The organism is Acidobacteriota bacterium (genome assembly GCA_030697165.1).
Taxonomy (GTDB): domain Bacteria; phylum Acidobacteriota; class Vicinamibacteria; order Vicinamibacterales; family UBA2999; genus 12-FULL-67-14b.
This window is the reverse complement of the sequence record JAUYQQ010000018.1, coordinates 1-26417: the sequence shown is the minus strand read 5'-3', so window position 1 is coordinate 26417 and position 26417 is coordinate 1. Positions and strand designations below refer to the sequence as shown.

The window sequence follows — 26417 nt, the reverse complement described above, 5'->3', positions numbered from 1 at the left end:
CACTTAGGAGACGATGGTGCGGCGCGGCAGGGCAGCCCCACCATCAGATCACTTCGACACGGACCGACGGATACCGCTTGACGAAGCTGCGTTCGAGGGTCACCAGCGTGAGGTCCGCCACCTGCGCAAAGGCGGCGAGGTAGTCGTCGGTCCAGAGCTTGTGGCTCTGGTCGTCGCCCGCTGAAATCGCGCGCCACACCCGATCGAGATCGGCGGGCTCATCAAGCCACGTGACCGTGGATTGACGGACCAGATCGTCGAGGGCCTGCCACGCCTGCCGCCGGGTCAGCGCGTCGGCGCCGGCGATCGCCGGAATCGTGGCCAGGCGAAGGAACCCCATTTGGGTCACCCGGCACAGTCCGAGGCGGCCGGTCGCGCGTGGCACCCACGCGCTGACGCGCTCATGCGACTCGTGATTTCGCCACGACGAGGCGAGCCACACGTTGACGTCGAGCAGGTTCATCGGGTGCGCCTGAGACCGCGGCGGTACTTCTCGACATCTTCACCGGCCTGCGCCTCGGCCAGCATGGCGTTGGTGACCCGCACCTTCCTGGTGCGAGGCCGGCCAAACACCGGCCATGGCCGGGGGGCCGACGCGCCCGCGCCGGGGCTGCGGCCGAGGGCCCTGGCGACCGCGCTGGTAAACCAGTCTTTCAGGGACTCGCCCTCTTCCGCGGCCCGCGCCTTGGCGGCGCGCATCAGTTCAGGCGGCAGCTCCACTGTTGTGCGCATAAACGCATATTAGCACGCGGATAGTCGGTAGCCCCGTGCATCGGCTCCCGATCAGTGCGGCTTGGCGCGCAGGACGCCGAGCTGCATCAGCATGCTGGTGAAATCGTAGAGCCGCGTTTCGCGGACGATCAGGCCGTCCTTCAGGGTCAGGAAATAGGCGATGGTTCGCTGGATGTTCTTGCCGGTCGGCGGCATGCCGAACACCTCGCCGATGTGGGTCGAGTCCACCGTCCACACCACGACGGCGCGCGGCGTCTCCTCGTTGCCGATCACGAGATCGTCCACTCGCACTTTCTGGAGACCGAACACCCGCACGAGGTCGGTGTAGGACTTCTCCACCGCGGGGCGGCCGCGAAGGGTGCCGAAGATCGGGCTGACCACCGTGCAGTCGTCGGCGTAGCACGAGCCCAGCGTCGTGACGTCCTGGCTCTCCCAGGCGCGCAGGAATCGATCGAGAAACGCGTGGATCTCTTCGCTCGTCATGGGGCCTCTCTTGCCGGATCCGATCGCCATCCCCGGGTATCCAGAATCGGGGACGCGGCATCATACTGCCCATCATGCCGTCCCCGAAACCCGTCAACTCCGTCCTCCACGCCATCGGGCACACGCCACTGGTCCGCTTGCAACGCCTCGTCACGCCAGGCATGGCCGACGTGGTGGTGAAGCTCGAGTACTTCAACCCCACCGGGTCCTACAAAGACCGCATGGCGCTGGCGATGATCGAGGGCGCCGAGAAGCGCGGCACGCTTAGGCCCGGGATGCAGGTGATCGAGTACACCGGCGGCAGCACCGGCTCGTCGCTGGCCATGGTGTGCGCCATGAAGGGCTACCCGTTCCATCCGCTGTGTTCGGATGCCTTTTCGGCGGAGAAGCTCGACACCATGCGCGCGTTTGGCGCCGACCTCGAGATCATCCAGAGCGATGGCGGCAAGGTGACGCCGGCGCTGTTCGACAAGTTCAAGGCGCGCATCGCGGAGTTGGCGAAAGACCCCAACAACTTCTGGACCGATCAGTTCAACAACACCGACGCCGTGGACGGCTACGCCAACATCGGCCGCGAACTCGCCGAGCAGATCGGCAAGGTAGACGCGTTCGCCGGCATGGTCGGCAGCGGCGGGATGCTGGTCGGTGTGTCGCAGGCCTTGAAGCAGGCCGGCCAGTCCACGCGCATCATCGCGCTCGAGCCATCCACGTCGCCGTTCCTCACCACGGGCAAGGGCGGCGCGCATCGCGTGGAGGGAACGGCGGCCGGCTTCTGGCCGCCGCACTTGACCAAGGGTTCCTACGATGAGGTGCGCGTGATTGACGAGAACGCGGGCCGCGCCATGGCGAAGCAGGCGGCGACGACCGAAGGGTTGTTCGCCGGCACGTCAAGCGGCATGAACCTGACCGCGGCACTCGACCTGGCGCGCGAGCTGGGTCCGGGCAAGGTGGTGGCGACGGTGGCCTGCGACACCGGGCTGAAGTACCTCGCCGGGGATTTGTACAAATAGGTCCGGCTAAAGCCGGACACTACATCGGCATAGTGAGGTCCGGCTAAAGCCGGACACTACATCGGCATAGTGAGGTCCGGCTAAAGCCGGACGCTACATCGGCAAAATGTGGCGTCCGGCTTTAGCCGGACCAACCTTTTACTAGACGTCGCAAAGCACGACCGCTTCACGCAGCGAGGTCATGGGATCTCGCTTGGGCACGAACTCGTGCGCCATGTAGCCGGTGAAGCCGGTCTCGACAATCGCGCGGGAGATCGCCGGCCACTGCAGCTCCTGCGAATCATCCAGCTCGTTGCGCCCCGGCACACCGCCGGTGTGGTAGTGGGCAATGTGCGCGTGGTGTTGCTTGATGGTGCGGATCACGTCGCCCTCCATGATCTGCATGTGGTAGATGTCGTACAGCAGCTTGACCCGCGGCGAGTTGACCGCAGCAACCACCTCGACACCAAACGCCGTGCGATCGCCCTGGTAGTCCTTGTGATCGACCTTGCTGTTCAGCAGCTCGATGCACACGGTGATGCCGTGCTGCTCGGCCGCACCCTTCAGGCGGTTCAGCGCCGCCACGCAACTGGCAATGCCGTCCCGGTCGCTGCGGCCCTGGCGGTTGCCGAAGAAGGTGATCAAGTTGGGTACGCCGAGCGCCACGGCCTTCGGCATGGTGGCGATCAGGTTGGAGACGATGGCGTCGTGGTTGGCGGGGTTGTTGATGCCGTTGGGAATGGTGCCGCCACCGCCGTAGCCCATTGCGCAGATCAGTCCGTGATCTTTCGCCACCTGCCAGTCTTCAGGCTCCAGTAGATCGATGGCCGGCACGCCGAACGCCGCCAGCGACTTGCACAGGTCGGGCAGCGGCATCTTCTGGTAGCACCAGCGGCTGGCCGACTGCTTGAGCCGGCCGCGCGTGACGGCGCGCGCCGGCACTTGGATGGGCTCGGCAGCGAGCGCTGAACCAGAAACTCCGGCGAGAATCACGGCCGATGCAGCACAAAGGGCGTCACGGCGGCTTACCGGCTGGCTCCCAGGCGACGGGGCAGAAGGGTTCGACATGGCGGCCGAATCTTAACAGTTATTAGATTAGGATCGCGCCGTGCAGCCACAACCAGAATCGTTCGACGCCATCGTCGTTGGCTCCGGCATTTCAGGGGGCTGGGCGGCCAAGGAACTGACCGAGCGCGGCCTGCGCGTGTTGATGATCGAGCGCGGCAAGAACGTCGAGCACGTCACCGACTATCCGAATGCGCGCAAGGGCCCGTGGGAGTATCCGCATCGCGGCGGCCGCACGCGCGAGATGGAAGAGGCCTATCCGGTCCTCAGGCGCGACTATCCCCTCAACGAGAAAAACCTCGACTGGTGGGCCGACGAAAAAGACTCGCCCTACACCGAAGTGAAACGGTTCGACTGGTACCGCGGCTATCACGTGGGCGGCCGGTCGCTGACGTGGGGGCGCCAAAGCTATCGCCTGAGCGACTTCGACTTCGAGGCCAACGCGAAAGAAGGCGTCGCGGTGGACTGGCCCATTCGCTATGCGGACCTGGCGCCGTGGTACGACCACGTCGAGCGCTTCGCGGGCATTGCGGGATCCGTCGAGGGGATGCCGCAACTGCCCGACGGCCAGTTTCAACCGGCGATGCCGCTGAACGTGGCCGAGACGATGATCGCCGGCCGTCTCTCGAAACACTTTGGCGGACAGCGGCGGATTATTCCCGGCCGCACCGCCAACCTGACCCAGGCGCTGCCCCGCCGTGGCCGCTGCCAGTATCGCAACGCCTGCTGGTTGGGCTGCTCGCACGGCGCCTACTTCAGCACGCAGTCGTCCACGCTTCCCGCCGCCGCCGCCACCGGGCGCTTGACGCTGAAGATCCACCAGATCGTCACCGACGTCGTCTACGACGCCGACCAGAAGCGCGCCACAGGCGTGCGCGCGATCGATGCGGAGACCGGGGCGACGACCGTCTACAGCGCGAAGATTGTGTTTCTGAACGCATCGACCATGAACAGCGCGTGGATCCTGATGCGCTCGGCCCGCGACGTGTGGCCGGGCGGGCTCGGCAGCAGTTCCGGCGAGCTTGGTCACAACCTGATGGACCATCACTTCCGCTGCGGCGCCAACGGCACGATCGACGAGCTGGAGAATCGCAACACCTATGGCCGCCGGCCGACCGGCTTCTACATCCCCCGCTATCGCAACCTGTTTGGCGACAAGCGCGGCTACCTGCGCGGCTTCGGCTACCAGGGCAGCGCCAACCGCATCGGCTGGCAGCGTGCGGTCGCCGAGCTCGGCGTCGGCGGCGCGTTCAAGGACGAGATGGCGACGCCAGGGCCGTGGCAGATGGGCAGCACGGCGTTTGGCGAGATGCTGCCGAACCACGCTAACCGGATCACCATCGACGAGAGCAAGACCGACAAGTGGGGCCAGCCGGTGCTGGCGGTCGATTGCGCCACCGGCGAGAACGAGCGGCTGATGCGCGTGGACATGATGAACGACATGGCCGAGATGCTCGAGGCGTCGGGGGTCAAGAACGTGCGCGTGACCGACAGCGGCTACTCGCCGGGCATGGGCATTCACGAGATGGGCACGGCGCGCATGGGCCGCGACCCGAAGACGTCCGTGCTGAACCAGCACAACCAGGTCTGGGACTGCACCAACGTGTTCGTCACCGACGGCTCGTGCATGACTTCGTCGGCGTGCCAGAACCCCTCGCTGACCTACATGGCCCTTACCGCCCGCGCGGCCGCGTTCGCCGTTGACGAATTGAAGCGCGGCAACTTGTAGACATGGAGCGCCCGATGAATTTTCAAGCCCCAAGCCTCAAGCCCCAAGCCCTTGTCACTCGTCGTGAAGCAGTGCAGCGGGTGGCGATGCTCCTGGGCGGAGCGGCGCTCGTCGATGGTGATCGGCTATTCGCGTCTTCGTTCGAGCCGGCAGCGCTGGAGGCGGCAATGGCGCAGGGCACCGGCGCCTTCTCTGCTGCCGATGTCTCGCTGCTCGATGAGATCGCGGACACTATCCTGCCGCAAACCTCCACGCCAGGCGCCAAGGCGGCGAAGGCCGGCGCGTTCATGGCGCTGATGGTCACCGACGCCTACACCGACACCAATCGCGAGGTGTTTCAACGGGGCCTGACGCAACTGGATGAGGCGTGCCGCCAGGCGCACGGGGTGTCGTTCATGCAGGCATCGGCCGCGCAGCGGCTGTCGTTGGCAGAGGCGCTCGATCGCGAGCAGCATGCGGAGATGGAAGATCGCGCGCCCAAGCGACGCCTGCGGGCGCCGGCTGCGGTTGCGGGCCCAGCCGAACCCGCGCACTACTTCAGGATGATGAAGGAGCTGGCCCTGCTCGGCTACTTCACGTCCGAAGTGGGCTACACGCAGGCGATGCGCTACATCGAGTCACCAGGCCGATTCGACCCCGACGTGCCGCACGCGCCCGGCGACAAGACCTGGGCGCCGCACGCGTAACGCAAGGTCCGGCTAAAGCCGGACACTACATCGGCATAGTGAGGTCCGGCTAAAGCCGGACGCTACATCGGCAAAATGTGGCGTCCGGCTTTAGCCGGACCTCAAGGGCGGATTGCAGAGACCAGCAGCGGGTCGAGGCGCCACGTAAGGTTCGGGCCGGCCGCGACCCACAGTGAGCCGTGGGCGGCCAGGACCGCGCCACCGCCGGTGCCGGTGAAGCGCTGCACTGCCTTGTTGGTCCGCGGATCGATGCGGACCAGGGGCACGCCCGGGGCGCTGATCCACACGGAGCCCAAGCCGACCGCGATCTCCGCTTCGGCGAGCCCATCGCCCGCCGTGATCGTGGCCACCACTTTGTTGCTGGCGGGATCGATACGGGTGACTGTGCCGTCGCCGCGATTGAGCACCCACACGCCGCCCTCGCCCACCGCCAGGCGTCCGGGCTTCGGTCCTACTTCGATGGTCTCGACGATTTCGTTGTTGTGAGGGTTGACGCGGGTCAGGACGTTACAGGCAACCCCAAAGAAGGGGTTGCCTCCACCCGTCTCACATCCGCTCGTCACCCACAACGCGTCGCCCGCGAACACGACCGAGTGGGCGCCGGCGGCGAGGTAGATCTCGGCGACCGGCGCGTTGGTGTCGGGATCGATCCGCGACAGCACGCTTTTGCGATCGCTGATCGCCCACACGCTGCCCACGCCGCTGGCGATGCGGCCATTACCTTCCGCCACCTTCAGCTTCAACGTGGCCGTGACCGTCGGCGTCTTTGCATCGACGCGCGTGATCGTGCCGTCGCCGCAGAGCGGCACCCACACGCTGTCGAACGCGACGACCAGCGATGCGCAGGCATCGGTGCCGACGACGATCGGTGGTGCGGGTTTGTTGCCCGTGGCATCGATGCGCGTGATGCTGCCCGCGGCGCGGTTCAGCGTCCACACCCCATCGGGCGCTTCGACCGCACCCGGGTCGAGTGAAATTGGCACGACCGCGTCTGCGGTCAGCTTCGAAAAGAGGATGGCGGCCGGCGGCGGCGACGCCGGCTTGGGGGCCTGAGCTGATGCGTAAACAGGCCACACGAGCAACAGGGCGGAAACGACTTGCCGAATCATGCGAAAGCATCATACTTAATGCCCGATGCGGTCATACCTGTCTCCCGGCCGGCTGCGCACCGGCCTGCTGGTCCTGGTTGCGTTCGTCCTGATCAGCTCCGCCCTTCGCGCCGGCCAGGCGCCGGCGCCCGCCGCCTCGGCCGCGGCCGCACAGGACGCCACGCTGTTCGAAACGAAAGTCCGCCCCATGCTCGCCGCCAATTGCTATGCCTGCCACGGCGAGAAGGCCCTGGCCGGCCTGCGGGTGGATTCGCGCGCCGCGCTGCTGCGCGGGGGTGAGACCGGCCCGGCGCTGGTGCCCGGCGATCCGGAGAAGAGCGCGCTCTTGAAGGCGGTGCAACACGCCGACGGCTTTCCGCGCATGCCGCGCGGGCGCGCCAAGCTCGGCGCCGCCGACATCGACGCGCTGGCGGAGTGGATTCGCGCTGGCGCGGTGTGGCCCGCGGATGATGCGCCGGCGCCTGTGGCGTCGCATGAACGAGCCATCACGGCGGAACATCGCGCCTTCTGGGCGTTTCAGCCTCTAAAGAAATCACCGCCACCCGCCGTGAAGAACGCGGCGTGGCCGCGCACCGGCATCGATCGTTTCATTCTCGCGCGGCTCGAACAGGAAGGCCTCGCGCCGGTCGCGGCCGCCGACAAGCTGACGTTGCTGCGCCGCGCCACGCTCGACCTCACCGGCCTGCCGCCCACGCCGGAAGAGGTCGATGCGTTCCTGGCCGACACCTCGGCGGATGCGTTCGACAAGGTGGTCGATCGCCTGCTGGCCTCGCCGCGCTACGGCGAGAAGTGGGGCCGCATGTGGCTGGACGTCGCGCGCTACGGCGAAGACGACTACCGCAGCCTCGACCCGATGGGCCGCGGCTTCAATCCCTATCCCAACGCCCACCTCTATCGCGACTGGGTGATTCGCGCGTTCAACGACGACCTGCCGTACGACCAGTTCGTCACCGCGCAGCTCGCCGCCGACCTGCTCGAGGGGCCCGAGCGCGTGCGCCACTTGCCGGCCCTGGGCTTCCTTGGCCTCGGCCCGTGGTACTACGACAACGGCGCGGTGGAGATCACGCGCGCCGACGAGCGTCACGATCGCGTGGATGCGGTCAGCCGAGGCTTCCTCGGTTTCACCGTCGGCTGCGCCCGCTGCCACGACCACAAGTACGATCCCATCCCGACCAAGGACTACTACGGCCTGGCCGGCGTGTTCCTCAACACCGAGTACACCGAGATTCCGCTGGCGCCGAAGAGCGTGGTGGACGACTACAAGGCCAAAGAGAAGGCGCTGAAGCTGAAGCGCGAGATGCTGGGCGAGTACACCGCCGCCGAGGCACGGCAACTCGCCGAGACGCTCGCCTTTCAATCGGCGACGTACATGAAGGCCGCCTGGCAGGTGCTTGGCGAACCCAGGAAAGACAAGCACCAGATCGTCGACCGGGAAAAGCTCGACTACGAGCTGTTCGATCGCTGGCTGGCGTTCCTGCAGAAGAAGCCGGTGTTCTATCCGTTCCTCAAGGACTGGCAGGCCATGGTCGCCAAAGGCGGCACCGCCAAGGAGGCGGAGGCGCTGGCCGAGGCGTTTCAGGAGTTGCTGATCGGCGTGGTGCTCGAGCAGCGCGAGGTCAAGAAAGAGAACGACATCATCAAGGCGCGCGCGCTCCCGACCGCGAAGCCCAAGGAGCCGGCCAACCTGCCCAACGAGTTCGTCACCAACGACGACTTCTGCCCCGGCTGCGGCCTCGAGCTGCGCAGCATGACCACCGAGCGCTCGTCGCTGTGGGGCGATGTGTTCCAGGGCAACCTGGATCCCGATGATGCGCCTGGCAAGCCACAGCGTCCGGGCCTGCTTCGCTTCAGCAGCTGGGGACTGGAACAACGGCTGGGCGGGGATCGCCGCGCGCTAATCGAGGGCCTGCGCAAGGACATCGAGGCCATGGAAAAGGCGATGCCCAAGAAGTTCGCCTACGTCCACGGCGTGAAGGACGTCGAGAAACCCATCGACCTGCAGGTGCACCTGCGCGGCAACCCGGTGCGGCTCGGCGACACCGTGCCCCGCGGCTTCCTCTCGGTGCTGACGCCCGAGCGCATCACCTTCTCGAAGGGCAGCGGCCGGTTGGAGCTTGCGCGCACGATCACCCAGCAGCCCATGGCGATTCGGGTGATGGTGAACCGCGTGTGGAAAGAGCACTTCGGCACGGGCCTGGTGAACACGCCCAGTAATTTCGGGCTCAACGGCGAGAAGCCCACCCATCCTGAGCTGCTCGATCACCTGGCGAACTACTTTGTCGATCACGGCCTGTCGACGAAGGCGCTGCACAAGGAGATCATGCGCAGCGCCGTCTACCAGCTGGGCGCCGGCCTGCAGGACGCGGCCTTCGCGAAAGACGGCGGCAATCGCCTCTACTGGCGCGCCAATCGCTACCGCATGAGCGCGGAGCAGATTCGCGACTCGATCCTGTTCGTGTCGGGCGCGCTCGACACGCGCGTCGGCGGTCGGTCAGTGCCGCTGACCCCGCTCGCCGACCGCCGCACGGTCTACGGCAAGGTCAGCCGCTACAAGCTCGACGAGTTCCTGCAGCTGTTCGACTTCCCCAGCCCGAGCCAGACCGCCGAAGGCCGCTTCGCGACCAGCGTGCCGCTGCAGCGGCTGTTCTTCATGAACAGCGACTTCATGCAGCAACACGCCGAGCGGGTGGCGGAACAGGTGGCAGACGAGCCGGATGATGCCGCGCGCATTGCCGTGGTGTATCGCAAGCTGTTTGGGCGCGCGCCGACGGCCGAGGAAACCAAGGCCGGCCGCGACTTCCTGCAGGCCGAGGCGCTGAAGCAGTACGAAGAGCGGCGCGCCAAGGCCAAGATGCCGCCCGAGAAAGATGCCGCCGCGACCGACACGGCGCCGGACAAGGGCGATGCGCCTGAGGGACCACCGGCCGACGGCATGATGGCGGGCGCGAAGCCAGGCGTCACACCTCCCGAGACCGAAAAGAAGAAGATGCTGCCCGTCTCGATCTTCGGGCGCTACGTCAAGATCCTGATGAGTTCGAACGAATTCCTGTTCGTGAGCTAACGCATGTCGCATCATTCACGCCCGCCCGTCACCCGCCGCGAAGCGCTCTGCCGCATTGGCAACGGCTTCGGCATGCTGGCGTTTGCCAGCATGATCGGTAAATCGATCTCGGCCGCTGGTCTCGATCAAGCAGGCAAGCCCGCGGCGGCGGCGATGGCGAAGGGCCTGCACCACCCCGCGCGCGCCAAGCACGTGATCTTCCTGTTTATGAACGGCGGCCTGTCGCAGGTCGACAGCTTCGACCCGAAGCCCATGCTCGACAAGTACCACGGGCAGCCGCTGCCGGGCGGCACGGTGGCGACCGAGCGCAAGACCGGCGCGCTGATGCGCTCGCCGTTCTCGTTCAAGCAGTACGGGCAGAGCGGCCTCGAGGTCAGCGAGCTGTTCCCGCACGTCGGCGGCTGCGCCGACGACATCTGCATGATCCGCTCGATGCACACCGACATTCCGAACCACGAACCGTCGATGCTGATGATGAACACCGGCCACATCCAGGTCGGGCGTCCGTCGATTGGCTCGTGGCTGACCTACGGCCTGGGCTCAGGGAACCAGAACCTGCCCGGCTACGTGGTGCTGTGCCCCGACGTGCCGACCACAGTCGGGCCGCCGCTCTGGAACGGCGCGTTCCTGCCGGCCGTGCACCAGGGCACGTTCATCCCGAGCAAGGTGGAACGGCCCGATCAGATCGTTGGCAAGGACTTCGACCCGAAGAAGCTGGTCTCGTTCATCCACAACAAGGACTTCACGCTCGCCGAGCAGCGCCGCGAGCTCGACCTGCTGGCGTCGCTCGACGCCATGCAGCGCGGCAGCGCGCCGGCCGATCCGCAACTGGAGGGCGCCATCAGCTCGATGGAAACCGCTTACCGGATGCAGACCGAGGCGCCGGAGGTGTTCGACATCCGCAAGGAAAGCCAGGCGACGCTGGAATTGTATGGCCCCGGCAGCACGGCGCGCGGCTGCCTGATGGCGGTGCGCCTGGTCGAGCGCGGCGTGCGCATGGTGCAGGTCTACTACGCCAAGGGCGATCCGTGGGATGCGCACGGCGACATCCAGCAGCACCGCAAGAACGCGAAGGATTCGGACCAGCCGTTCGCCGCGGTGATCAAGGACCTGAAGTCACGCGGGTTGTTCGACGACACGCTGGTGGTCTGTGGCTCGGAGTTCGGCCGCACGCCCGTGGTGGAAGTGGGCGGCATGGCCGGCGGACAGAACGGCCGCGATCACAACCCGTTCGGCTTCAGTATGTGGCTGGCCGGCGGCGGCGTGAAGGGCGGGCTCACCTACGGCGCCACGGACGACTTCGGCTTCAAGGCGATCGAGAAGCCGGTGCACGTGCACGACCTGCACGCCACCATCCTGCACCTGATGGGCATCGATCACACGAAGCTGACCTATCAGTACAGCGGGCGAGACTTCCGCCTGACCGACGTGTCAGGCAACGTGCTTCACGACATCATCGCTTAGAGCCTGACGGGAGTCGGGAGTCGGGAGTCGGGAGTCGGGAGTCGGGAGTCGAAAATCACGGCTGCCCGCACGCGGAGTTGCCGGACGCGTCGGTGGCGCACACGCGATAGGTCGCCGCTCGGTCTACGTTCGCCGGCCAATCCGCGCGCCACAGGTACTCGCCGTACCAACGCATAGGCGCTTCCTGCTTGCCGGCCGCACTGGTCCACTCCACCGTCACGCTCTTCCACTCGGTGGCCAGGCTCGGGCTCTTGCGATCGTGGACGCGGGCGTGGACCGTGGCGCGGCCCGCTGCCTCTTTCATCCCGACCATGGTGATCGACGGCGGCGCCGTGTCCGGCGCCAGGCCTCGGCCGAGGAACACGCGTTCGTCGGTCGCCTTGGGATGCTCGCCCTGCGCCTGCACGACGTCCATGCGGCCGTCGCCATCGAGATCGGCCAGCGCAATGCCGAGCGTGCCCGGTGTGGGATCGCCGCCGAACACGTCAAGCCTCACCGACAGCTGCCCCTTGCCGTCGTTGATCAGGAGCCGGTCGGGGCCGCTGAGCGACCCCACCACGAAATCCGCGTCACCGTCGGAGTCGTAGTCGAGGAACGCCACCATGTTGTCGTCTTCGCCGACGTTGGCGGTCAGCGGCCACCACGCCTCGGTGACATCGCGGAAGCGGCCCTTGCCGTCGTTGCGGAACACGTGCTCGCGACGGTTCGAGCCGTTGCCGCCCACGATCTCGCCATCGTTCATGGTCACCAGGTCGAGCCACCCGTCGCCATCAAGGTCCATCGGCTCGAACTCGTAATTGTTCGTGTACTGCGGCACGCCCCGCCCATCGTCCGTAAACATGCCGGTACCGTCGTTACGAAACAGGTGGCTGCCGGGGCAGCGCTTGCACGACACCAGCACGTCGAGGTCGGCGTCGTTGTCGACGTCGGCCAGCTCGAGATCCCACGAAAAGCGCACGCGGATGTCGGGCATGCGTGTCGCGGTCGCATCCGTGAAGCGGCCGGTGCCGTCGTTGAGCCACAGGCGGGTGCGGCCGCCGTCGTTGGTCATGTTGTTGCCGGGCCCCCAATCGGCGAGCACGAGGTCGAGATCGCCATCGCCGTCAACATCACCCGGCTCGAGGTCGCCGACGCTCAACCGCATGGCCGGCAAGTGCGTCTTCGTGACCTCGGCGAAGCGGCCCTGGCCTGATCCCATGAAGAGCCGGCTTTGCGTCTGGTAGGTGGCGCCGACGATGATGTCGACGAAGCCATCGGCGTTCAGATCGCGTGCCTTGATGACGCGCGCGAGGTCGGGCGTGTCGCCGAGCACTTGTGACGTCACATCCTGGAACCGCAGGCCAGGGCCGGTGTTGAAGAACACCTGGTTTGGCTCAGGCGTGCCCGGCGTCGAGTAGTCGCCGCCGTTCGCAAACAGCAGGTCGGGGCGGCCATCGCCATTGAGATCGGCGATCTCGACCTTGTTGGTCCAATACCTGGTTTGACCGAGGACGTCGCCGGTCACGTCGATCCACAGCGGGCTCGACGAAGTTTGCAGGAACGTGCCGGCCACCGTGAGCAGCAGCACCAATCGCGTCACTGCCAACCCCCGTACATCGGGTTTGGCACCAGGAAGTAGCGCACGCCGAACTCGGTGAACGCGGGCGCGCCCTGCTGCTTGCTCTGCTGCGACAGGCCGGGGAAGTCGTGAATGTTGTCGCCAAGGACGGCGACAATGTCGAGCGCCGAGGTGCTGGCCGGCGAGCGGCCTTCGGCCACCGCGGCGAAGCGCGGATTCTTGTCCGACGGGCTGCCGTCTGGACGGCACAGCATGGCGTCGTACGCGAGCTTGAACGCGTCGAACACCGCCCGCGTGTCGGCGCATTCCGATTCAAGGCGGTTGGTGACAATCGCGATGCGGCCGCCGAGCGCGCGCACGCGGTTCAGGAAACTCGCCGCGCCCGGCAGCGGCGTGGCCTCGCGCCGCTTGACCCACGCGTTCCAGCTCTCGGGTGTAAAGCCCAGCCCCAGCTTGCTGCGTTCGAGCTGATAGAGCGAGTTGTTCAGCACCGTCTCGTCGGCGTCGAGAATGACGGCCCAACTGCCCGCCGGCCGCTTGGCCACCGCCTGCTCGACCCGCGTGGTCGCGAGCCGGTACACCTGGTAGAGCGCCGCGTGGTACTCGGCGGAGTTGCGGACCCAGCGAACCGCCTCAGGTGGCTGAGCGCTCGGGGGCTGGGGTGCTGACGTGCTGGTGACCGGTGCGGCCTTTGCGCACGAAACCGCCGCCAGCAGCAAGAAGACCGAGAGAAGTCGACGCATGTGGGAACGGTACCACAGGCGCCACGTTCATCTCAGCGGCCCTGGGTCCGTGGCCACACGGTGCCTTGGTGCAAGGTTGTCACCGGCCCGAGCCCCTTGTTGACGAAGCGCTGCAGCCGCTTCCCTTCCCAGGTTTCCGTCGTATAGACGTTGCCCTGCGAGTCGGTGGCGATGCTGTGCACGCCGTAGAACTGGCTCGGCTGGCGGCCACCGGTGCCGAAACTGGTCAGCAGTTCCAGCGTGTCGCGCTGCAGGACGTAGACACGATTGTTGATGCCGTCAGCGACGAACAGGTGGCGCTGCTGCGGATCGCGTGAGAAAGCGACGTCCCAGACCGAGCCCGACAACCTGGTGTTCTTAGCGAAGAACGCCTCCTTGACGAACGTCCCGTCGGCGCGGAACACCTGCAGGCGGTTGTTGACCCGATCGCAGACGTAGACCAGGCCGTCGTTCGAGAGGTCGGCGCAGTGCACGGGGCTGCGGAATTGCCGGGCGGGCGGCGCGGCCGGATCGTACGGCCCGAGTTCAATCGCGTCATCCGGCTTGTTGCCGTAGGCGCCCCAGAAGCGCTTCATCTTTCCGGTCGAGGCATCGAGCACGGCGACGCGACGGTTGAAATACCCGTCTGCCACGTAGGCTTCATTGGCCTTCGGGTCCACGAAGATCTTCGCCACGCGCCCGAAGTTGTCCGGATCGAGACTGCCGCGCGCGAACGTCGGTTGCCCCTTCGCGTCCTTGCCGCTCAGGCGGGCGTTGGGCTTTCCGTACTGGGCGATGAACTTGCCATCCTGCGTGAACTTGACGATGTGCGAGTCGCCCGGGCCGTTGCCGCCGATCCAGACGTTGCCGACGTGATCGACGAAGATGCCGTGGTTGGACGCGGGCCAATCGTAGCCCTGGCCCGGCCCGCCCCATGAGCGCACCAGGTTGCCCTGCGCGTCGAACGCCAGCACGGGTGGCGCCCCCGCGCAGCAGTCCGCGGACTTCAGGTCGAGCCCCTTTTCGTTGTTGGCCAGGGTGTCGGATCCGCGGTGCACAATCCACACCTGGTCGCGCTCGTCCGCCCAGACGCCGATTACGTTGCCGAGAACCCAGTGATTCGGCAGCGGCTTCGGCCACAACGGATCCACTTCGAAGCGCGGCGCCACGGCGCCGGAACGGCCTTGCGCGTCGAGGCCGTCGATCCACGCCTGCGCGATCCCGAGCATGAGGAGTACCGCGGCGAACGCGAGTCCGGTCAGCTTGTGTGGTTGGCTCATGGGGCGCCTCTTTTCGGCCGCATCATACAGCGTTTACTTCTCTCGCCCGCTTGCCGGCAACCGCAGCGCGACGAGCGAACCGGGCAGAGTGCCGCTGGCCACCTGCACCACGACGTATTGTCGGCCGCCATGCAGGTAGCCCATCATTCCGTACTGGCCCGGTGCTGGAAGCTTTACCGTGCCGAGCCGTTCACCAGTGCGTTTGTCGAGCGCGTACATTACCGGATCGCCGCCGGGTGCGGTGAGGAGCAGCGTCTTGGTCGGCATCATCACCGCATGGGTGGTCTGGCCGGTCGCCGGGATATTCAGGCCCCTCAGCCGCGGATGATTCCTGATGTGCTCCGGCGTGTCGCCGTTGGGTTTCTCCCAGAGAAACTCGCCGGTGGCCATGTCGATGGCGATGATCCGGCTGTACGGCGGCTTCCAGATCGGCAATCCGTCTGGTCCGCGGAGATCGCCGCGGTTGGCCACGACCCATCGCGAGAGCGTTTGACCCGTGGTCTTCGGATCGTTCGGTTTGTCCATCGCCTCGCCCGGCACGACGTTCTCGGCCCGGCACAGCCGCTGGGAGGTGACGAAGAGCACGCCGGTTTCAGGATCGGCCACGGTCGGCCCGTTGATGTTGCTCGCGCCGGCCGGGCAGCTCACAAACGATCGCAAGCCGGAGGGGTGGCCCACCTGGATCGGCGGCGTAAAGAGCGGGCCGGTCTTGTAGTTCTTGATCGTCGCCATCGCTTCCTGTCGCAGCTCCGGCGTGAAATCGATCAGGTTGTCAACGCTCAGCTCCTGGATCTCGAACGCCTTCGGTCGAGTCGGAAACGGCTGCGTCGGCGACAATTTCTCGCCGGGTAGATCGGATGCCGCGACCGGCCTCTCGACGATCGGCCAGATTGGCGCGCCGGTTGCGCGATTGAACGTGTACGCAAATCCCTGCTTGGTGGTTTGCACCAGAATCGGCGTGCGTCGTCCATCGACGACCACATCCATCAAGACCGGCGCGGTCGGATTGTCGAAATTCCAGATGTCGTGATGGACGGTCTGGAAATGCCAAACGCGCTGGCCGGTCTTGACGTCGAGCGCCAGGATGCTCGTGCCGAACAGGTTGTCGCCGGGGCGAAACCCGCCGAAAAAATCGATCGTCGGCGGATTGGTGGGAATGTAGACCAGCCCGCGCGCAGGATCGGCCGACATCGGCGCCCACGACGACACGTCACCGGTACGTTGCCACGCATCGTTCTCCCACGTCTCGTGGCCGAACTCGCCGGGCCGCGGGATCACGTGGAACTTCCACAAGGGCCTGCCGCTCTTTGCGTCGTAGGCGAGGATGTCGCCGGGAATGTTCTGGATTCGCGTCTGGTAGTAACCCTGCTCGTGCACGTTGCCGACAACGACCACGCCGTTGACGACGATGGGCGGTGATGAGGTCGACAGGTTGCCCAGTTCCCGCGGGATGCCTTTATCGGGGTCGTACTTCAGGCCCGACGTCACCCACGGTTGCCAATCACGCACCAAGTCCGGCAGCATGTCGACCACGCCGCTGGCCGGAAAACCCGGCAAGGGCACGCGTGTGCCCCAGTTCTCGATGTGCTGGCCGGTCTTGGCGTCAAGAGCATGCAGGAAAAACGCGGGCGATGTGTAGTAGATGACGCGCCGTTTGTCGATCTCGCCGTAGGCGACTCCCTTGCCGTAGTTGTTCCGCATGCCGCGGTCGAAGCGAGTCGTGTGCGGCTCGCGATAGACCCAGAGCGTTTCGCCCGTTCCGGGATCGATCGCGGCCACCGTTCGCCGCTGGCCGGCCACGGTGTAGAGCAGGCCGTCGACGTAGAGGGGCGTGGAGCGGAAGAGGTGATCGACCTGCGGACCGAAGTTGTCGCCCCGCCAGGTCCAGGCAACCTCGAGCTTCTCGAAATTGGCGGCGGTGATCTGATCCAGCGCCGAATAGCGAGTGTGATGAGCGTCGCCGCCGATGTAACGCCATTCGCCGGCGGGCTCCGCGGCGGTTTGTGCCAGAAGCACAGGGCCCGCCGCCGCAAGCCCGGCGGCAACGATGAGAGCGGCCGTCGGGCGCATCATGGCGTCGCCAGGTACGCCTTCGACGCCGCTTCGTCCTTGAGCGGAACCACCTTGTCGGGGTCGATCCGAATCATCAGGTAGGTGATGTCGCTGTCGATTTTCGTGAACCAGTGGCCCGTGCCCGCCGGGATCACGATTACATCACCGGCCTTGAGTTGATGCGTCACCCCGTCCTGAATCGACGCGGCGTTGCTGCCAGGGCCGTTCAACATCCGGACATTCTCGTTCGTGGCCGGCCGCTTCAGCGCGCCCACGAGGAACGGGCCGGTGACCAGCGTCGCCGACCCCGAGATGATGTGGTAGACCTCGCTGACCTGGTTGTGTTCGGCGACACTGTTTGGCGCCGGCGCGTCCATCTTCGGCCGGTGCACCAGGCCTACCGCCACGCCGCTCTTGCCGACGTCGACCGAGCGGACCTGCTGATCGGTCAGCTTCTTCGCCACCGCCCGTTTCGTGTAGGCCTCGATCTCGCTGTTCGCGATGTAGTAGGCCGGGCACGCCTTGCAGGTTGATTCGGCGATGGGCTGTGCGAACGCCACCAGGGTGGCGCTGAAGGCGCCGATTGTGACAAGCAACTTCGTCATGGCCAGGTTCTCCTTCTTCGAATCAGGGTATCTCGTACTCTACGTTCCCAGCAGCGTGGCCACCCACACCACCCCCAGACTTGACGCTCATCTGACCAGCGCCTGGTACACCAGCGGCGTAAACGACGCCGCGACCGGCGATCCGGGATAGCGCTGCACCATCACGATGGCCACCAGCCGCTCCTTGGGATCCACCCAGAAGTTCGTGCCGTAGATGCCGCTCCACCCATAGACGCCGTTCGAGCCGAGCATCTGCGATGCGCCCAGGTCGGTGACGACGCGGAAGCCGAGACCGAATTGGGCACCACCGCCGATCAGACCCGAGCCGGGCAGGTCCGCGGTGTGGCTGGCCGTCATCAACTCAATGGTCTTGGGGCCGAGCAACCGCGCGCCGTCGAGCGTGCCGCCGTTCAGCAGCATCTGCCCGAACTTCGCGTAGTCGCGTGCGGTTGAAACCAGGCCCGCGCCGCCGGAGTAATAGGTCTTCCCGTCCTTGTACGAAGCGTTTGGCGACATCGTCAAATTGCCGAACGATTCGGGATCGGTCATGGGCCTGATGCCGCCGGCGCCGTCGGGCGCATACGCGGTGGCAAGGCGCGACCACTTCGCTTCAGGCACGATGAAGTCGGTGTCGGTCATGCGCAGCGGCTTGAAAATGCGCTCGCGCATGAACACCTGGAACGGCATGCCCGACGCCACTTCGACGACACGTCCCAGCACGTCGGTGGCGAGGCTGTAGTTCCACGCCGCGCCTGGCTGCGCGATCAGCGGTTCGGCGGCCAGCTTGTCGATGGCTTCGGCCAGCGTCATGTTGGTCACGGTCAGGCCATCGGTGACGCCGTTCTGTCGGTAGCCGCCGCCGACGGGTCCATTGTTGATGAACCCATAAGTGATGCCGGAGCGGTGGGTCAGCAGGTCGCGCAGGTTGATGCCACGCCGCGCCGCGACCGGCGCCTCGGCTGCGCCCTCGAGCACGCGCGAGCTCTTGAAGGCCGGGATGAACTTCGACACCGGATCGGTGAGCAGCAGCTTGCCCTCTTCGTACAGCATCATCACGGCGACGCTGGTCACCGGCTTGGTCATCGAGGCAATGCGGAACAGCGTGTCGGTGCGCATGGGCGTCTTGCCAGCTACATCCTGGAAGCCGACTGCGGTGACGTCGACGACCTTGCCGTCGCGGGCGATCAGCGTCACGATCCCGCCGGCTTCCTTGCGATCGACGAAGCCCTGCATCCCGGCATGGAGCCGATTGAGGCGTTCGCCGGAGATGCCGACCGATGCGGGTGTCGATACGGCCGGCGCTGGCGCGGCCTGCTGGGCAGTGACGGCGTAGCCGGCCAGGGCTACCAGGACGAGCGCGCGAAATGCCGATCGCGTTGCCTTCATCGAGTCTCCTTCTTCAGAAATTCAAGCAACAAGGCCGTGAGCGGCGCCGGCTGTTCCTGCTGGACCCAGTGTCCGGCGCCATCGATCAAGTGCGTGCCGCGGTACTGGGTCGTGATCTGCTTCTCGAGCCGCTCGAGCGACCCGGGGTTCTGATAGGTGCCCCAGTCCTGCTTGCCGCTGATGAAGCTCGACGGCACATCGAGCGTCTTGCCGGCAAACAGCTGCAGGTCTTCGCCGCCGGGCGCGCCACGGTAGCCGTTGAGGCCGCCCTGGAAGCCGGTGCGGCCGTACTCTTCGACGTAGACCGCAAGCTCGGCATCGGGCAGCCACTGGTTAGCGGCAATCTCGGCCGGCGCCGGCATGTCGATCGCCACCTGTTCGGCCATGCCCTTGTCGAGATCCATCACGTAGTAGCGCGGCAGCTTCGCCCACTCGGTGGCGGTGCGCGCCGCGAGCGGTTGGGGGTGGTTCTGTTTCCAGTCGGCGCTTTTCGCGTGGTAGTAGGCGCGGAAGAACGCCAGCAGGCCCTGCGACGGTCGCCACATGTTCGCGTTGGCCTCGCGCGTCGTGTAGTAACGCTGGTAGTGCTTGCGTGGCGGCGACAGCTTGGCGAGCTCGTCGTAAATCGCGTTGGGGCTCCCGGACGCTGCCGCCGGCGTCCTCGGTGTGTTGGCGGTGTTGAACGGCAAGGTGGGCGCGCCCCCAAACGGCGCGCTCATCATCACCACCGACCTGAAGACATCAGGACGCGCCAGCGCGCACCAGCCGGCCAGCGGCGAGCCCATGTCGTGGCCGAACACCGCGGGGAGCGATCGATGCCCCATCGCCGACACCAGCGCCAGCATGTCCTTGATCCGGTTGATGGTGCCGAACGGCCGCAGGTCGGCGTCGTAGTCCACCGGCGTGGGCGAGGTGCGTCCGTAGCCGCGCATGTCGGGTGCGAACACGTGGTAGCCGGCGGCTGCCAGCGGGCCCATGATCTTGCGCCAGCTGTAAGCGAGCTCCGGGAAGCCGTGGATCAGGAGGATGCCCGGGCGGCCGGGCGTTTCGTAGCCGGCCTCGAGCACGTGCATGCGCAAGCCGTTGACGCCGTCCACGAAGCGCGAACGGATGCCGGGAGGCAGCACGCCCTGGCTGAGCGGACCGATCGGCGCAGCCGCCGCGGGTTGCGCGTTGGCTCGAGCGCTCATTGCCAGGGGGGCGAGCGCACCAAGCGTCGTCGTGAACTCGCGCCGGGTGAAGGTGGGTCGGCGACTGCTCATAGGGCCTCCGGGGCAACTATAAGCGCGCCGACCCGGTTCTGCTATTTAGTTCCTGCCGCCACCTTGAGGTCGATGGCCGCCACGGTCTTGTCCCACGCCATGGTCATGGTCGCGCCGGTGGCAGTGACGTTGGTGAAGTTGATGGTGAACTGCTCGACCGAGGCATCGCCCGTGCGCACAGTCATGGGCACGCGCAACAGGTCGAACTTCGGATCGTAGTTGCTGGCGCCCGACAGGCGGACCTTGTCGTTCGGATCGAACTTCTCCTGCACCGGCTGGTTGCTCATCACCAGCGTCCAGTTGCCCGGCTTCAGGTCAACGAACACGTTGTAGACGCCGGGAGCCAGGGTCTTGTCGCCAATCTGCAACGGCACCTGCGTCGTCAGCCGCGTGGTGTTATTGGCGCCCGCTCGCCACACCGGAGCGCCGGCATTGACGAACTTGCCGTAGTCGGCGCCGGCGCCGAAAATGTCGGCGCGGCCGCGCAGCAGCGGACGGCTGTAGTCCACGACAATCCACTTGCCGTTGCGATAGGCCTGTCCACCTTGCTCCGTTTTCTCCCATTGGCCGGCCACCTCGATCGCCGCCTGGCCAGGCGGCGACGCCACCAACTTCACTTCCGGAACGGCCTGGGCCAACACCGCGGCGCCCATGGCGCCACACAACACCGCGACTGAAAGAACGAAACGCATGGAAACTCTCCTTGAAATGGAAACTGGAACTACGACTTCGCCGGCGAGGCAATGGTCAGCAGAAAGCCGCTCGGCTCGACCGCTTCGAAGGCGCGCGTGCCCCACTCGGTGTCGTGCGGCTCGCGGCTGAGCGTGACGCCGGCCGCCTTGGCCCGCGCGGCCGCCGCGTCGATGTCGCCATGGGCCTCGATGTAGAGGCGCACGCCGACGCCCTTCACCCGATCCACGCCCTTCTTGCCATCGTCCTGGCTCAGGCCGAGGCGGGCCTCGCCGGCCTTGATCATCAGACCCAGGAGCTTGCCGTCCCGCTCCCAGCGATCTTCGATCTCGAAGCCGAGGCCGGTGAAGAAGGCTTCGCTGGCCTTCAGGTCGTTAACGGTCAGGCTGGGCATGATGCTTCTGCCCCGTATGGTGTTGTCACTGGTCATGTCGTCTCCCAACGAATTCGCCCTGCGATGATTCCACACTTCCGCGGCGCGCGACACAACCGGCGCTGGCCAGCCCGACTATAATCACCGCGGGTTTCGTCACCGCGGCGGTGGTTCAGCGCCGTGAGAAGGAAGCGCACAAGCGGCTGATGCTGCTCGCCTACGTGTCGATCATTCTCGCCGCCGTCGGGCGGCTGCCCGGCGTGCTGCCGCTCGGCCCGATCGGGCTGTTCGTCCTGGCGTTCATGCCCGCGATTGCCGGCGCCGCTTACGACTATTGGTCGCGACAGCGTGTGTCACCGATCTACTGGTGGGGCATCGCGATCCTGTATTTCTCGATCCCCGGGCGCCTCGCCTTGTCGGCTACGCCGGCGTGGATCGCCTTCGCCGAGTACGTGACGCGCTGACCCGGCCTTAGACGACGGCGGGGTCGTATACTGGGCCCGTGAGCGTCCTGGCCAACTACCTTCGCGAGCGGACGGCGGACGACGTCCGGCAAATGGAGCCCGCGGCTCGACTTGACCTGGCCCTGCGCCTGGGAGACGACGACCTGGCGCTCTACTGCGAGGCCGCCGGAATCGACCTCGATGAAGGCCGCAAGCGCGTGATGCGGCAGCGACAGTCGGGGCGGCGTCCCAGCGCGTCGGCCGAGCGATGACCCTGGCCGCCCGCGTGACGGCGCTCCTCGATGCGGCGCAGGTGGCCCACGCGGTGATCGGGGCGGCCGCTCTGGCCGCAGCCGGCGTGGTCCGTTCCAGCCTTGATCTCGATCTGCTCACGCTGGACCATCGTGTGCTCGGCGCCGGATTCTGGTCCGAACTGTCGGCGGCGGGCATCGCGATTGACGTGCGCCGGGGCGACATGGAGGATCCACTCGCCGGGGTGGTGAGAGTGACGGCCGGCGGCGAACGGCCGGTGGATTTGATTGTCGGCCGCTACGCCTGGCAAGAGCGCGCGGTGACCCGCGCCCGAATGCTACCCAGTGGGCAGCGGGTCGTGCAGGCGCGAGACCTCGTGCTGCTCAAGTTGTACGCCGGGGGCACGCAGGACCTGTGGGACATCCGCCAATTGCTGGCGCTACCAACCGGCGCGGCCCTGAGCGCCGAGGTGGAAGAAGACTTGCCGGCGCTGCCGGCATCGGCCGCGGTGCTCTGGCGCTCGGCTCACTGAACCGCCAGTTCCGGGCACCGGGGGGCAGCCCGACTATAATCACCGCGCTCCCCCAATGGCCCTGCCCCCCGGCACCCGCATCGGCGTCTATGAGGTCACCAGCCAGCTGGGTGCCGGCGGTATGGGCGAGGTGTACCGGGCGAGAGATTCGAAGCTGAAGCGCGAAGTCGCGCTCAAGGTCCTGCCCCCCGACGTCGCCAACGATCGCGAGCGCATGGCGCGGTTTCAGCGTGAGGCTGAAGTGCTGGCCTCGCTCAACCATCCGAACATCGCGCAGATTTATGGCATTGAGGAAGGTCCGGCTGAAGCCGGACGCCACATTGGCGCCGATGTAGCGTCCGGCTTTAGCCGGACCACAGCGCTGGTGATGGAGCTGGTCGAGGGCGAGGATCTCGCGGAGCGGTTGAGGCGCGGCGCCATCCCTCTCGATGAAGCGCTGCCGATCGCGAAGCAGATCGCCGAAGCGCTCGAGGCTGCGCACGAGCAGAGCATCATTCATCGCGATCTGAAGCCTGCGAACATCAAGGTGCGGCCGGATGGCACCGTAAAGGTGCTCGACTTTGGTCTCGCGAAGGAACTGGAGCCGGGAGTCGGGAACCGGGAGTCGGGAGTCGGAAATACCCTCGCCAACTCGCCCACCATCACCTCACCCGCCATGACCATGCGCGGGATGATACTCGGCACGGCCGCCTACATGGCGCCGGAGCAGGCCAAGGGCAAGGTGGTCGACAAGCGTGCCGACATCTGGGCCTTCGGCTGCGTGCTCTACGAGATGCTCGCCGGTAAGCGCGCGTTCCAGGGCGAAGATGTCAGTGACACGCTGGCGGCGGTGCTGCGTGGCGATCCGGACTGGGCCTTGCTGCCGGCGTCGCTCCCGCCCGCATGGCTGTCGCTCATCAAGCGGTGTCTCGAACGCGACCCGCGGCGGCGCGTGTCGGCAATGTCGACGGTGCGGTTCGTGCTCGAGGAACCCGCGGTCAGTTCCGCACCGCCAACCTCCCCCGGCCCCAACGCGCCCACTCCTTCGCGCGCGCCGTTGGCCGCAGCGGCGGTCGTGGCGGTGCTGGCGTCGGTCGCGGCCCTGTACCAATGGACGACCGATCCGGCGACCGCGTCGGTCATGCGATTCGGATATGCCCTCCCCGAGGGTCAAGCGCTCACGGTCAATCGGCGCATGATTGCGCTGGCACCCGACGGGCAGCAATTCGTGTACATCGCGAACAATCAGCTGTTCGTTCGACGATTCTCTGAGTTCGAAGCGCTGCCCGTGCCGGCCACCGATGTCGGCACTGCCATGTCTGCCCCGACGTACTCGCCCGATGGTGAGTGGATCGCGTTTCATTCGGGCTCCGAATTCGCTGTCAAACGGGTAAGCGCGCGCGGCGGAGCCGCCACCACGGTGTGTGAGACCGGGGGACCCCTGACGATGGAATGGGACAGCACCGGCATCCTGCTGGGGCTGGGGGAGCGCGGCGTCGGGCGGTGCAACCCGGCCGGTGGTGCGCTCGAGGTCCTGGTCAAACCCGCCTCGGCTGACGAGATGATCCTGGGGCCGCAGATCCTGCCCGTCGGCAACACCATTCTCTTCACCGTGGCGAAAGCAAGCGACGGCGGCGCCCGGCGCTGGGACCTCGCGCAGACCGTGGTGCAGTCATTAGTCACCGGGCAGCGGACGACCATCCTCGAAGGAGCGCGTGAAGCGCGCCTGCTGCCGACCGGGCACCTGGTGTATATGAAAGACGGCGTGGTCTATGCGGCACCCGCCGATCCGGCCACGGCGCAGGTGCGCGGCGACGCGGTGCCCTTGATCGATGGCGTGCGCCGCAGCACCGGAGGCGCCGCGCAGATCACCTACGCGCAGAACGGCACCGTGGCCTACGTGTCCGGGCCATCTGGCGGGGCGGGCGGTCTCCACGAAGTGGCCATCGCCGATCGCAATGGGGTGATCACCAAGGTGCCGCTGGCACCCGGCCCTTACTCGCAGGTGCGCCTTTCTCCGGACGGGCTGCGCGTGGCAATCGCGATCGACTCAGACCGCGACGCCTCCCTCCTCATCTACATGCTCGACGGGTCGCGCGCCCCGCAGCGTCTCACGCTGCAGGGCCAGAGCCGCTACCCGGTGTGGTCCGCCAACGGCCAGTGGCTGACCTTCGCGTCGGAGCGCAGCGGCTCGGCCGGCATTTTCCGCCAGAAGGCCGACGGCAGCGGCGCGGTCGAGCGCCTGACGACGGCGGCGGCGAGCGAAGAGCACATCCCCGAAACCTGGTCGCCGGACGATCGCGTACTGCTCTATTCCGTTCGCTCCCGGGCGCCAGGACCGCTGCCCTACGCGCTGTGGATGCGGGCGTCGGCCGACGGCAAGAGTTCACCGTTCGGGGAGGTCACCTCGGTTGAGCAGATCGGCGCGGTGTTTTCGCCCGACGGCCGTTGGGTCGCGTACGCCTCCGGAAAAGGCGAGAACGTCGGCGATCCAAATCGTGGAGTCTTCGTGCAGCCATTTCCGCCGACGGGCGCCGTCTACCAGGCGCCCAAAGTATTTGTCGACTTCCATCCGATCTGGGCAGCGGGCGGCAAAGAGCTGGTGTACTCGGCATCGGGCACGGCCGGGCAGATGGCCGCGACGAAGATCTCGGCAGACGGCGGCCTCGCCTTCGGCCAGCCGGTCAGATTCCCTGCCGCGGTGACCGGCGACCGTCTGTCTCCCCAGGTTCGAGCCTGGGACGTGCTCCCCGACGGCCGCCTAATCGGGATCACGCCGGCCTCGGACGGTAGCCCCCGCCGGTCGTTCTCGGAAATCCGCGTCGTCATGAACTGGTTCGAGGAGTTGAGACAGCGCGTGCCGGTGCCGTAGCCATGCCTTCGGGATGGGCGAGGTGAACTACCACGGGCCGCCGTCCCCCGACAACCTAGCGAAACCGCAGATAGCGCGGACCCAGCCGTTCGAACGCCGTGTCGTCGGCACCCACCAGGTCGGCATCCAGCGACTCGGCGGTCGCCACCAGCCACGCGTCGTTCTCGCCCATTCGCCGCGCCGATCGACGCTGCAGCACGGCGCAGCGACGCGCTTGCGCAAGGTGAACTCCCTGGATGGTAAACCGCTGCAACGAGGCCCAGGCCGCGGCCTCGTCGGCGGCCCCTTCGAGGAGTTCGGCCACGGTGACGACGGACACGACGAGAGACCGGCCGCGCAGCGCCGGCAGGAACCGGCGGGCCGGACCCGCCACGCCGACCGCCGTTTCCCGTTCGAGGGCGATCAGGAACGATGAGTCGAGCAGGACCGGACGGCTCACTTCGCCTTCTGTGCCAGGCCGAGCCCCTTGCCGTCGGCGGCGGTGACCCACTCCAACAAATCGTCACCGGTCGAGATCGGGCCGCCGCGGTCGATGAGCGCGCGGACCACATCGGACTTGGACGTCTTGGTGAGGCGGGCCCAGCGCGCCAGGCGCGCGGCGCGTTTCTTATCCAGCTTGACAGTGATGGTCGCCATGGTAATACCCTGATATTACAACCACCCCGTGGGCCTTCCCAAGACCCGGCAGGCAAACGCCTCGGCAAACCCGGGCATGTTGCTGCCCACGCCGCCGGGGCCGGCCCGACTATAATCACGGCGCTCTTCCCAATGTCCCTGTCCCCCGGCACCCGCCTCGGCGCCTACCCCTCGACTCGCGGCGAGGCTTTCGCATGAGCCTCACGGCCGGTACCCGGGTCGGCCCATACGAAGTTCTCAGCTCGCTCGGGGCCGGCGGCATGGGCGAGGTGTACCGGGCGAAAGACTCGAAGCTGAAGCGCGAGGTTGCGCTCAAGGTCCTGCCCGCCGACGTCGCCAACGATCGCGAGCGGATGGCACGGTTCCAGCGCGAAGCCGAGGTGCTGGCCGCGCTCAATCACCCCAACATCGCCGCCATTTATGGCATCGAGGAAGGTCCGGCTGAAGCCGGACGCCA

The 26417-nt window shown here is 66.6% G+C and carries 26 protein-coding genes; 10 read left to right on the top strand and 16 right to left on the bottom strand.

Annotated elements, in window-relative coordinates; all coding sequences use genetic code 11:
- Nucleotides 1-43: 43 nt before the first annotated feature.
- From Q8T13_17365 to Q8T13_17355, 3 genes are read right to left on the bottom strand one after another with little or no spacing between them, the layout of a single operon-like run.
- On the bottom strand, nucleotides 44-463 hold the full coding sequence (locus Q8T13_17365) for a VapC toxin family PIN domain ribonuclease (GenBank protein ID MDP3719534.1): 420 nt from the start codon (nucleotides 461-463) through the stop codon (nucleotides 44-46).
- The gene (locus Q8T13_17360) at nucleotides 460-732 is read right to left on the bottom strand and encodes a hypothetical protein (GenBank protein MDP3719533.1); all 273 of its coding nucleotides are present in this window, start codon (nucleotides 730-732) and stop codon (nucleotides 460-462) included. The genes Q8T13_17365 and Q8T13_17360 overlap by 4 nt, the downstream gene beginning before the upstream one ends.
- Before the next feature lie 51 nt (nucleotides 733-783).
- On the bottom strand, nucleotides 784-1215 hold the full coding sequence (locus Q8T13_17355) for an ester cyclase (GenBank protein ID MDP3719532.1): 432 nt from the start codon (nucleotides 1213-1215) through the stop codon (nucleotides 784-786).
- Nucleotides 1216-1289: 74 nt separating this feature from the next.
- On the opposite strand from Q8T13_17355, the gene Q8T13_17350 reads away from it, so the two are divergent.
- Nucleotides 1290-2225, top strand: a complete 936-nt coding sequence (locus Q8T13_17350; GenBank protein ID MDP3719531.1) for a cysteine synthase family protein — start codon at nucleotides 1290-1292, stop codon at nucleotides 2223-2225.
- A 141-nt stretch (nucleotides 2226-2366) separates the two neighbouring features.
- Here Q8T13_17350 and Q8T13_17345 read toward each other — a convergent pair whose 3' ends face one another.
- Nucleotides 2367-3197, bottom strand: a complete 831-nt coding sequence (locus Q8T13_17345) for a TIM barrel protein (protein MDP3719530.1) — start codon at nucleotides 3195-3197, stop codon at nucleotides 2367-2369.
- Nucleotides 3198-3312: 115 nt separating this feature from the next.
- On the opposite strand from Q8T13_17345, the gene Q8T13_17340 reads away from it, so the two are divergent.
- Together Q8T13_17340 and Q8T13_17335 are read left to right on the top strand one after the other, a co-directional pair.
- Entirely contained in the window at nucleotides 3313-4998 is a 1686-nt protein-coding gene (locus tag Q8T13_17340) for a GMC family oxidoreductase (protein ID MDP3719529.1), read from the top strand.
- A gap of 86 nt (nucleotides 4999-5084) precedes the next feature.
- Nucleotides 5085-5684, top strand: coding sequence for a gluconate 2-dehydrogenase subunit 3 family protein (locus Q8T13_17335; GenBank protein MDP3719528.1), 600 nt, complete (start codon nucleotides 5085-5087; stop codon nucleotides 5682-5684).
- 101 nt (nucleotides 5685-5785) lie between these two features.
- Here the strand turns inward: Q8T13_17335 and Q8T13_17330 are convergent, their stop codons facing one another.
- On the bottom strand, nucleotides 5786-6793 hold the full coding sequence (locus tag Q8T13_17330; GenBank protein ID MDP3719527.1) for a hypothetical protein: 1008 nt from the start codon (nucleotides 6791-6793) through the stop codon (nucleotides 5786-5788).
- Between the two features lie 25 nt (nucleotides 6794-6818).
- Here Q8T13_17330 and Q8T13_17325 point away from each other — a divergent pair, with 25 nt between their 5' ends.
- Nucleotides 6819-9854 carry a PSD1 and planctomycete cytochrome C domain-containing protein gene (locus Q8T13_17325; protein MDP3719526.1) on the top strand — a complete coding sequence of 1012 codons (3036 nt, stop codon included), beginning with the start codon at nucleotides 6819-6821 and terminating at the stop codon, nucleotides 9852-9854.
- A 3-nt stretch (nucleotides 9855-9857) separates the two neighbouring features.
- Complete coding sequence (locus tag Q8T13_17320) at nucleotides 9858-11318, top strand: DUF1501 domain-containing protein (GenBank protein ID MDP3719525.1); 1461 nt, start codon at nucleotides 9858-9860, stop codon at nucleotides 11316-11318.
- Nucleotides 11319-11373: 55 nt separating this feature from the next.
- Here Q8T13_17320 and Q8T13_17315 read toward each other — a convergent pair whose 3' ends face one another.
- The 9 genes from Q8T13_17315 to Q8T13_17275 form a co-directional block, all read right to left on the bottom strand.
- Nucleotides 11374-12897, bottom strand: coding sequence for a VCBS repeat-containing protein (locus Q8T13_17315; protein ID MDP3719524.1), 1524 nt, complete (start codon nucleotides 12895-12897; stop codon nucleotides 11374-11376).
- The gene (locus Q8T13_17310; GenBank protein ID MDP3719523.1) at nucleotides 12894-13619 is read right to left on the bottom strand and encodes an HAD family acid phosphatase; all 726 of its coding nucleotides are present in this window, start codon (nucleotides 13617-13619) and stop codon (nucleotides 12894-12896) included. The genes Q8T13_17315 and Q8T13_17310 overlap by 4 nt, the downstream gene beginning before the upstream one ends.
- 32 nt (nucleotides 13620-13651) lie before the next feature.
- On the bottom strand, nucleotides 13652-14878 hold the full coding sequence (locus tag Q8T13_17305) for a hypothetical protein (protein ID MDP3719522.1): 1227 nt from the start codon (nucleotides 14876-14878) through the stop codon (nucleotides 13652-13654).
- 33 nt (nucleotides 14879-14911) lie between these two features.
- Nucleotides 14912-16951, bottom strand: coding sequence for a PQQ-binding-like beta-propeller repeat protein (locus Q8T13_17300; protein MDP3719521.1), 2040 nt, complete (start codon nucleotides 16949-16951; stop codon nucleotides 14912-14914).
- Nucleotides 16948-17535: a hypothetical protein gene (locus tag Q8T13_17295; protein ID MDP3719520.1), complete on the bottom strand. Its 588-nt coding sequence runs from the start codon at nucleotides 17533-17535 to the stop codon at nucleotides 16948-16950. The genes Q8T13_17300 and Q8T13_17295 overlap by 4 nt, the downstream gene beginning before the upstream one ends.
- A gap of 87 nt (nucleotides 17536-17622) precedes the next feature.
- A complete protein-coding gene (locus Q8T13_17290) occupies nucleotides 17623-18921 on the bottom strand; it encodes a serine hydrolase domain-containing protein (protein MDP3719519.1) in 1299 nt (432 codons plus the stop codon).
- On the bottom strand, nucleotides 18918-20183 hold the full coding sequence (locus Q8T13_17285; GenBank protein ID MDP3719518.1) for an alpha/beta hydrolase: 1266 nt from the start codon (nucleotides 20181-20183) through the stop codon (nucleotides 18918-18920). The genes Q8T13_17290 and Q8T13_17285 overlap by 4 nt, the downstream gene beginning before the upstream one ends.
- A gap of 41 nt (nucleotides 20184-20224) precedes the next feature.
- Nucleotides 20225-20875, bottom strand: coding sequence for a DUF2911 domain-containing protein (locus tag Q8T13_17280; GenBank protein MDP3719517.1), 651 nt, complete (start codon nucleotides 20873-20875; stop codon nucleotides 20225-20227).
- A 29-nt stretch (nucleotides 20876-20904) separates the two neighbouring features.
- Nucleotides 20905-21267, bottom strand: coding sequence for a VOC family protein (locus tag Q8T13_17275; GenBank protein ID MDP3719516.1), 363 nt, complete (start codon nucleotides 21265-21267; stop codon nucleotides 20905-20907).
- A gap of 146 nt (nucleotides 21268-21413) precedes the next feature.
- On the opposite strand from Q8T13_17275, the gene Q8T13_17270 reads away from it, so the two are divergent.
- Genes Q8T13_17270 through Q8T13_17255 form a run of 4 tightly spaced genes read left to right on the top strand, consistent with a single transcriptional unit; the run spans nucleotide 21414 to nucleotide 25324 of the window.
- Complete coding sequence (locus Q8T13_17270; GenBank protein MDP3719515.1) at nucleotides 21414-21710, top strand: hypothetical protein; 297 nt, start codon at nucleotides 21414-21416, stop codon at nucleotides 21708-21710.
- A gap of 38 nt (nucleotides 21711-21748) precedes the next feature.
- The gene (locus Q8T13_17265; GenBank protein MDP3719514.1) at nucleotides 21749-21961 is read left to right on the top strand and encodes a hypothetical protein; all 213 of its coding nucleotides are present in this window, start codon (nucleotides 21749-21751) and stop codon (nucleotides 21959-21961) included.
- The gene (locus tag Q8T13_17260; GenBank protein ID MDP3719513.1) at nucleotides 21958-22473 is read left to right on the top strand and encodes a hypothetical protein; all 516 of its coding nucleotides are present in this window, start codon (nucleotides 21958-21960) and stop codon (nucleotides 22471-22473) included. Before Q8T13_17265 ends, Q8T13_17260 begins: the two co-directional genes overlap by 4 nt.
- A 55-nt stretch (nucleotides 22474-22528) precedes the next feature.
- Nucleotides 22529-25324 carry a protein kinase gene (locus Q8T13_17255; GenBank protein ID MDP3719512.1) on the top strand — a complete coding sequence of 932 codons (2796 nt, stop codon included), beginning with the start codon at nucleotides 22529-22531 and terminating at the stop codon, nucleotides 25322-25324.
- Between the two features lie 55 nt (nucleotides 25325-25379).
- Here Q8T13_17255 and Q8T13_17250 read toward each other — a convergent pair whose 3' ends face one another.
- Both Q8T13_17250 and Q8T13_17245 read right to left on the bottom strand, forming a co-directional pair.
- Nucleotides 25380-25763: a type II toxin-antitoxin system VapC family toxin gene (locus Q8T13_17250; GenBank protein ID MDP3719511.1), complete on the bottom strand. Its 384-nt coding sequence runs from the start codon at nucleotides 25761-25763 to the stop codon at nucleotides 25380-25382.
- On the bottom strand, nucleotides 25760-25960 hold the full coding sequence (locus Q8T13_17245) for a ribbon-helix-helix protein, CopG family (GenBank protein MDP3719510.1): 201 nt from the start codon (nucleotides 25958-25960) through the stop codon (nucleotides 25760-25762). The genes Q8T13_17250 and Q8T13_17245 overlap by 4 nt, the downstream gene beginning before the upstream one ends.
- Before the next feature lie 194 nt (nucleotides 25961-26154).
- On the opposite strand from Q8T13_17245, the gene Q8T13_17240 reads away from it, so the two are divergent.
- Nucleotides 26155-26417: protein kinase (locus Q8T13_17240; protein MDP3719509.1), on the top strand; the 263-nt coding region annotated here is incomplete at its 3' end.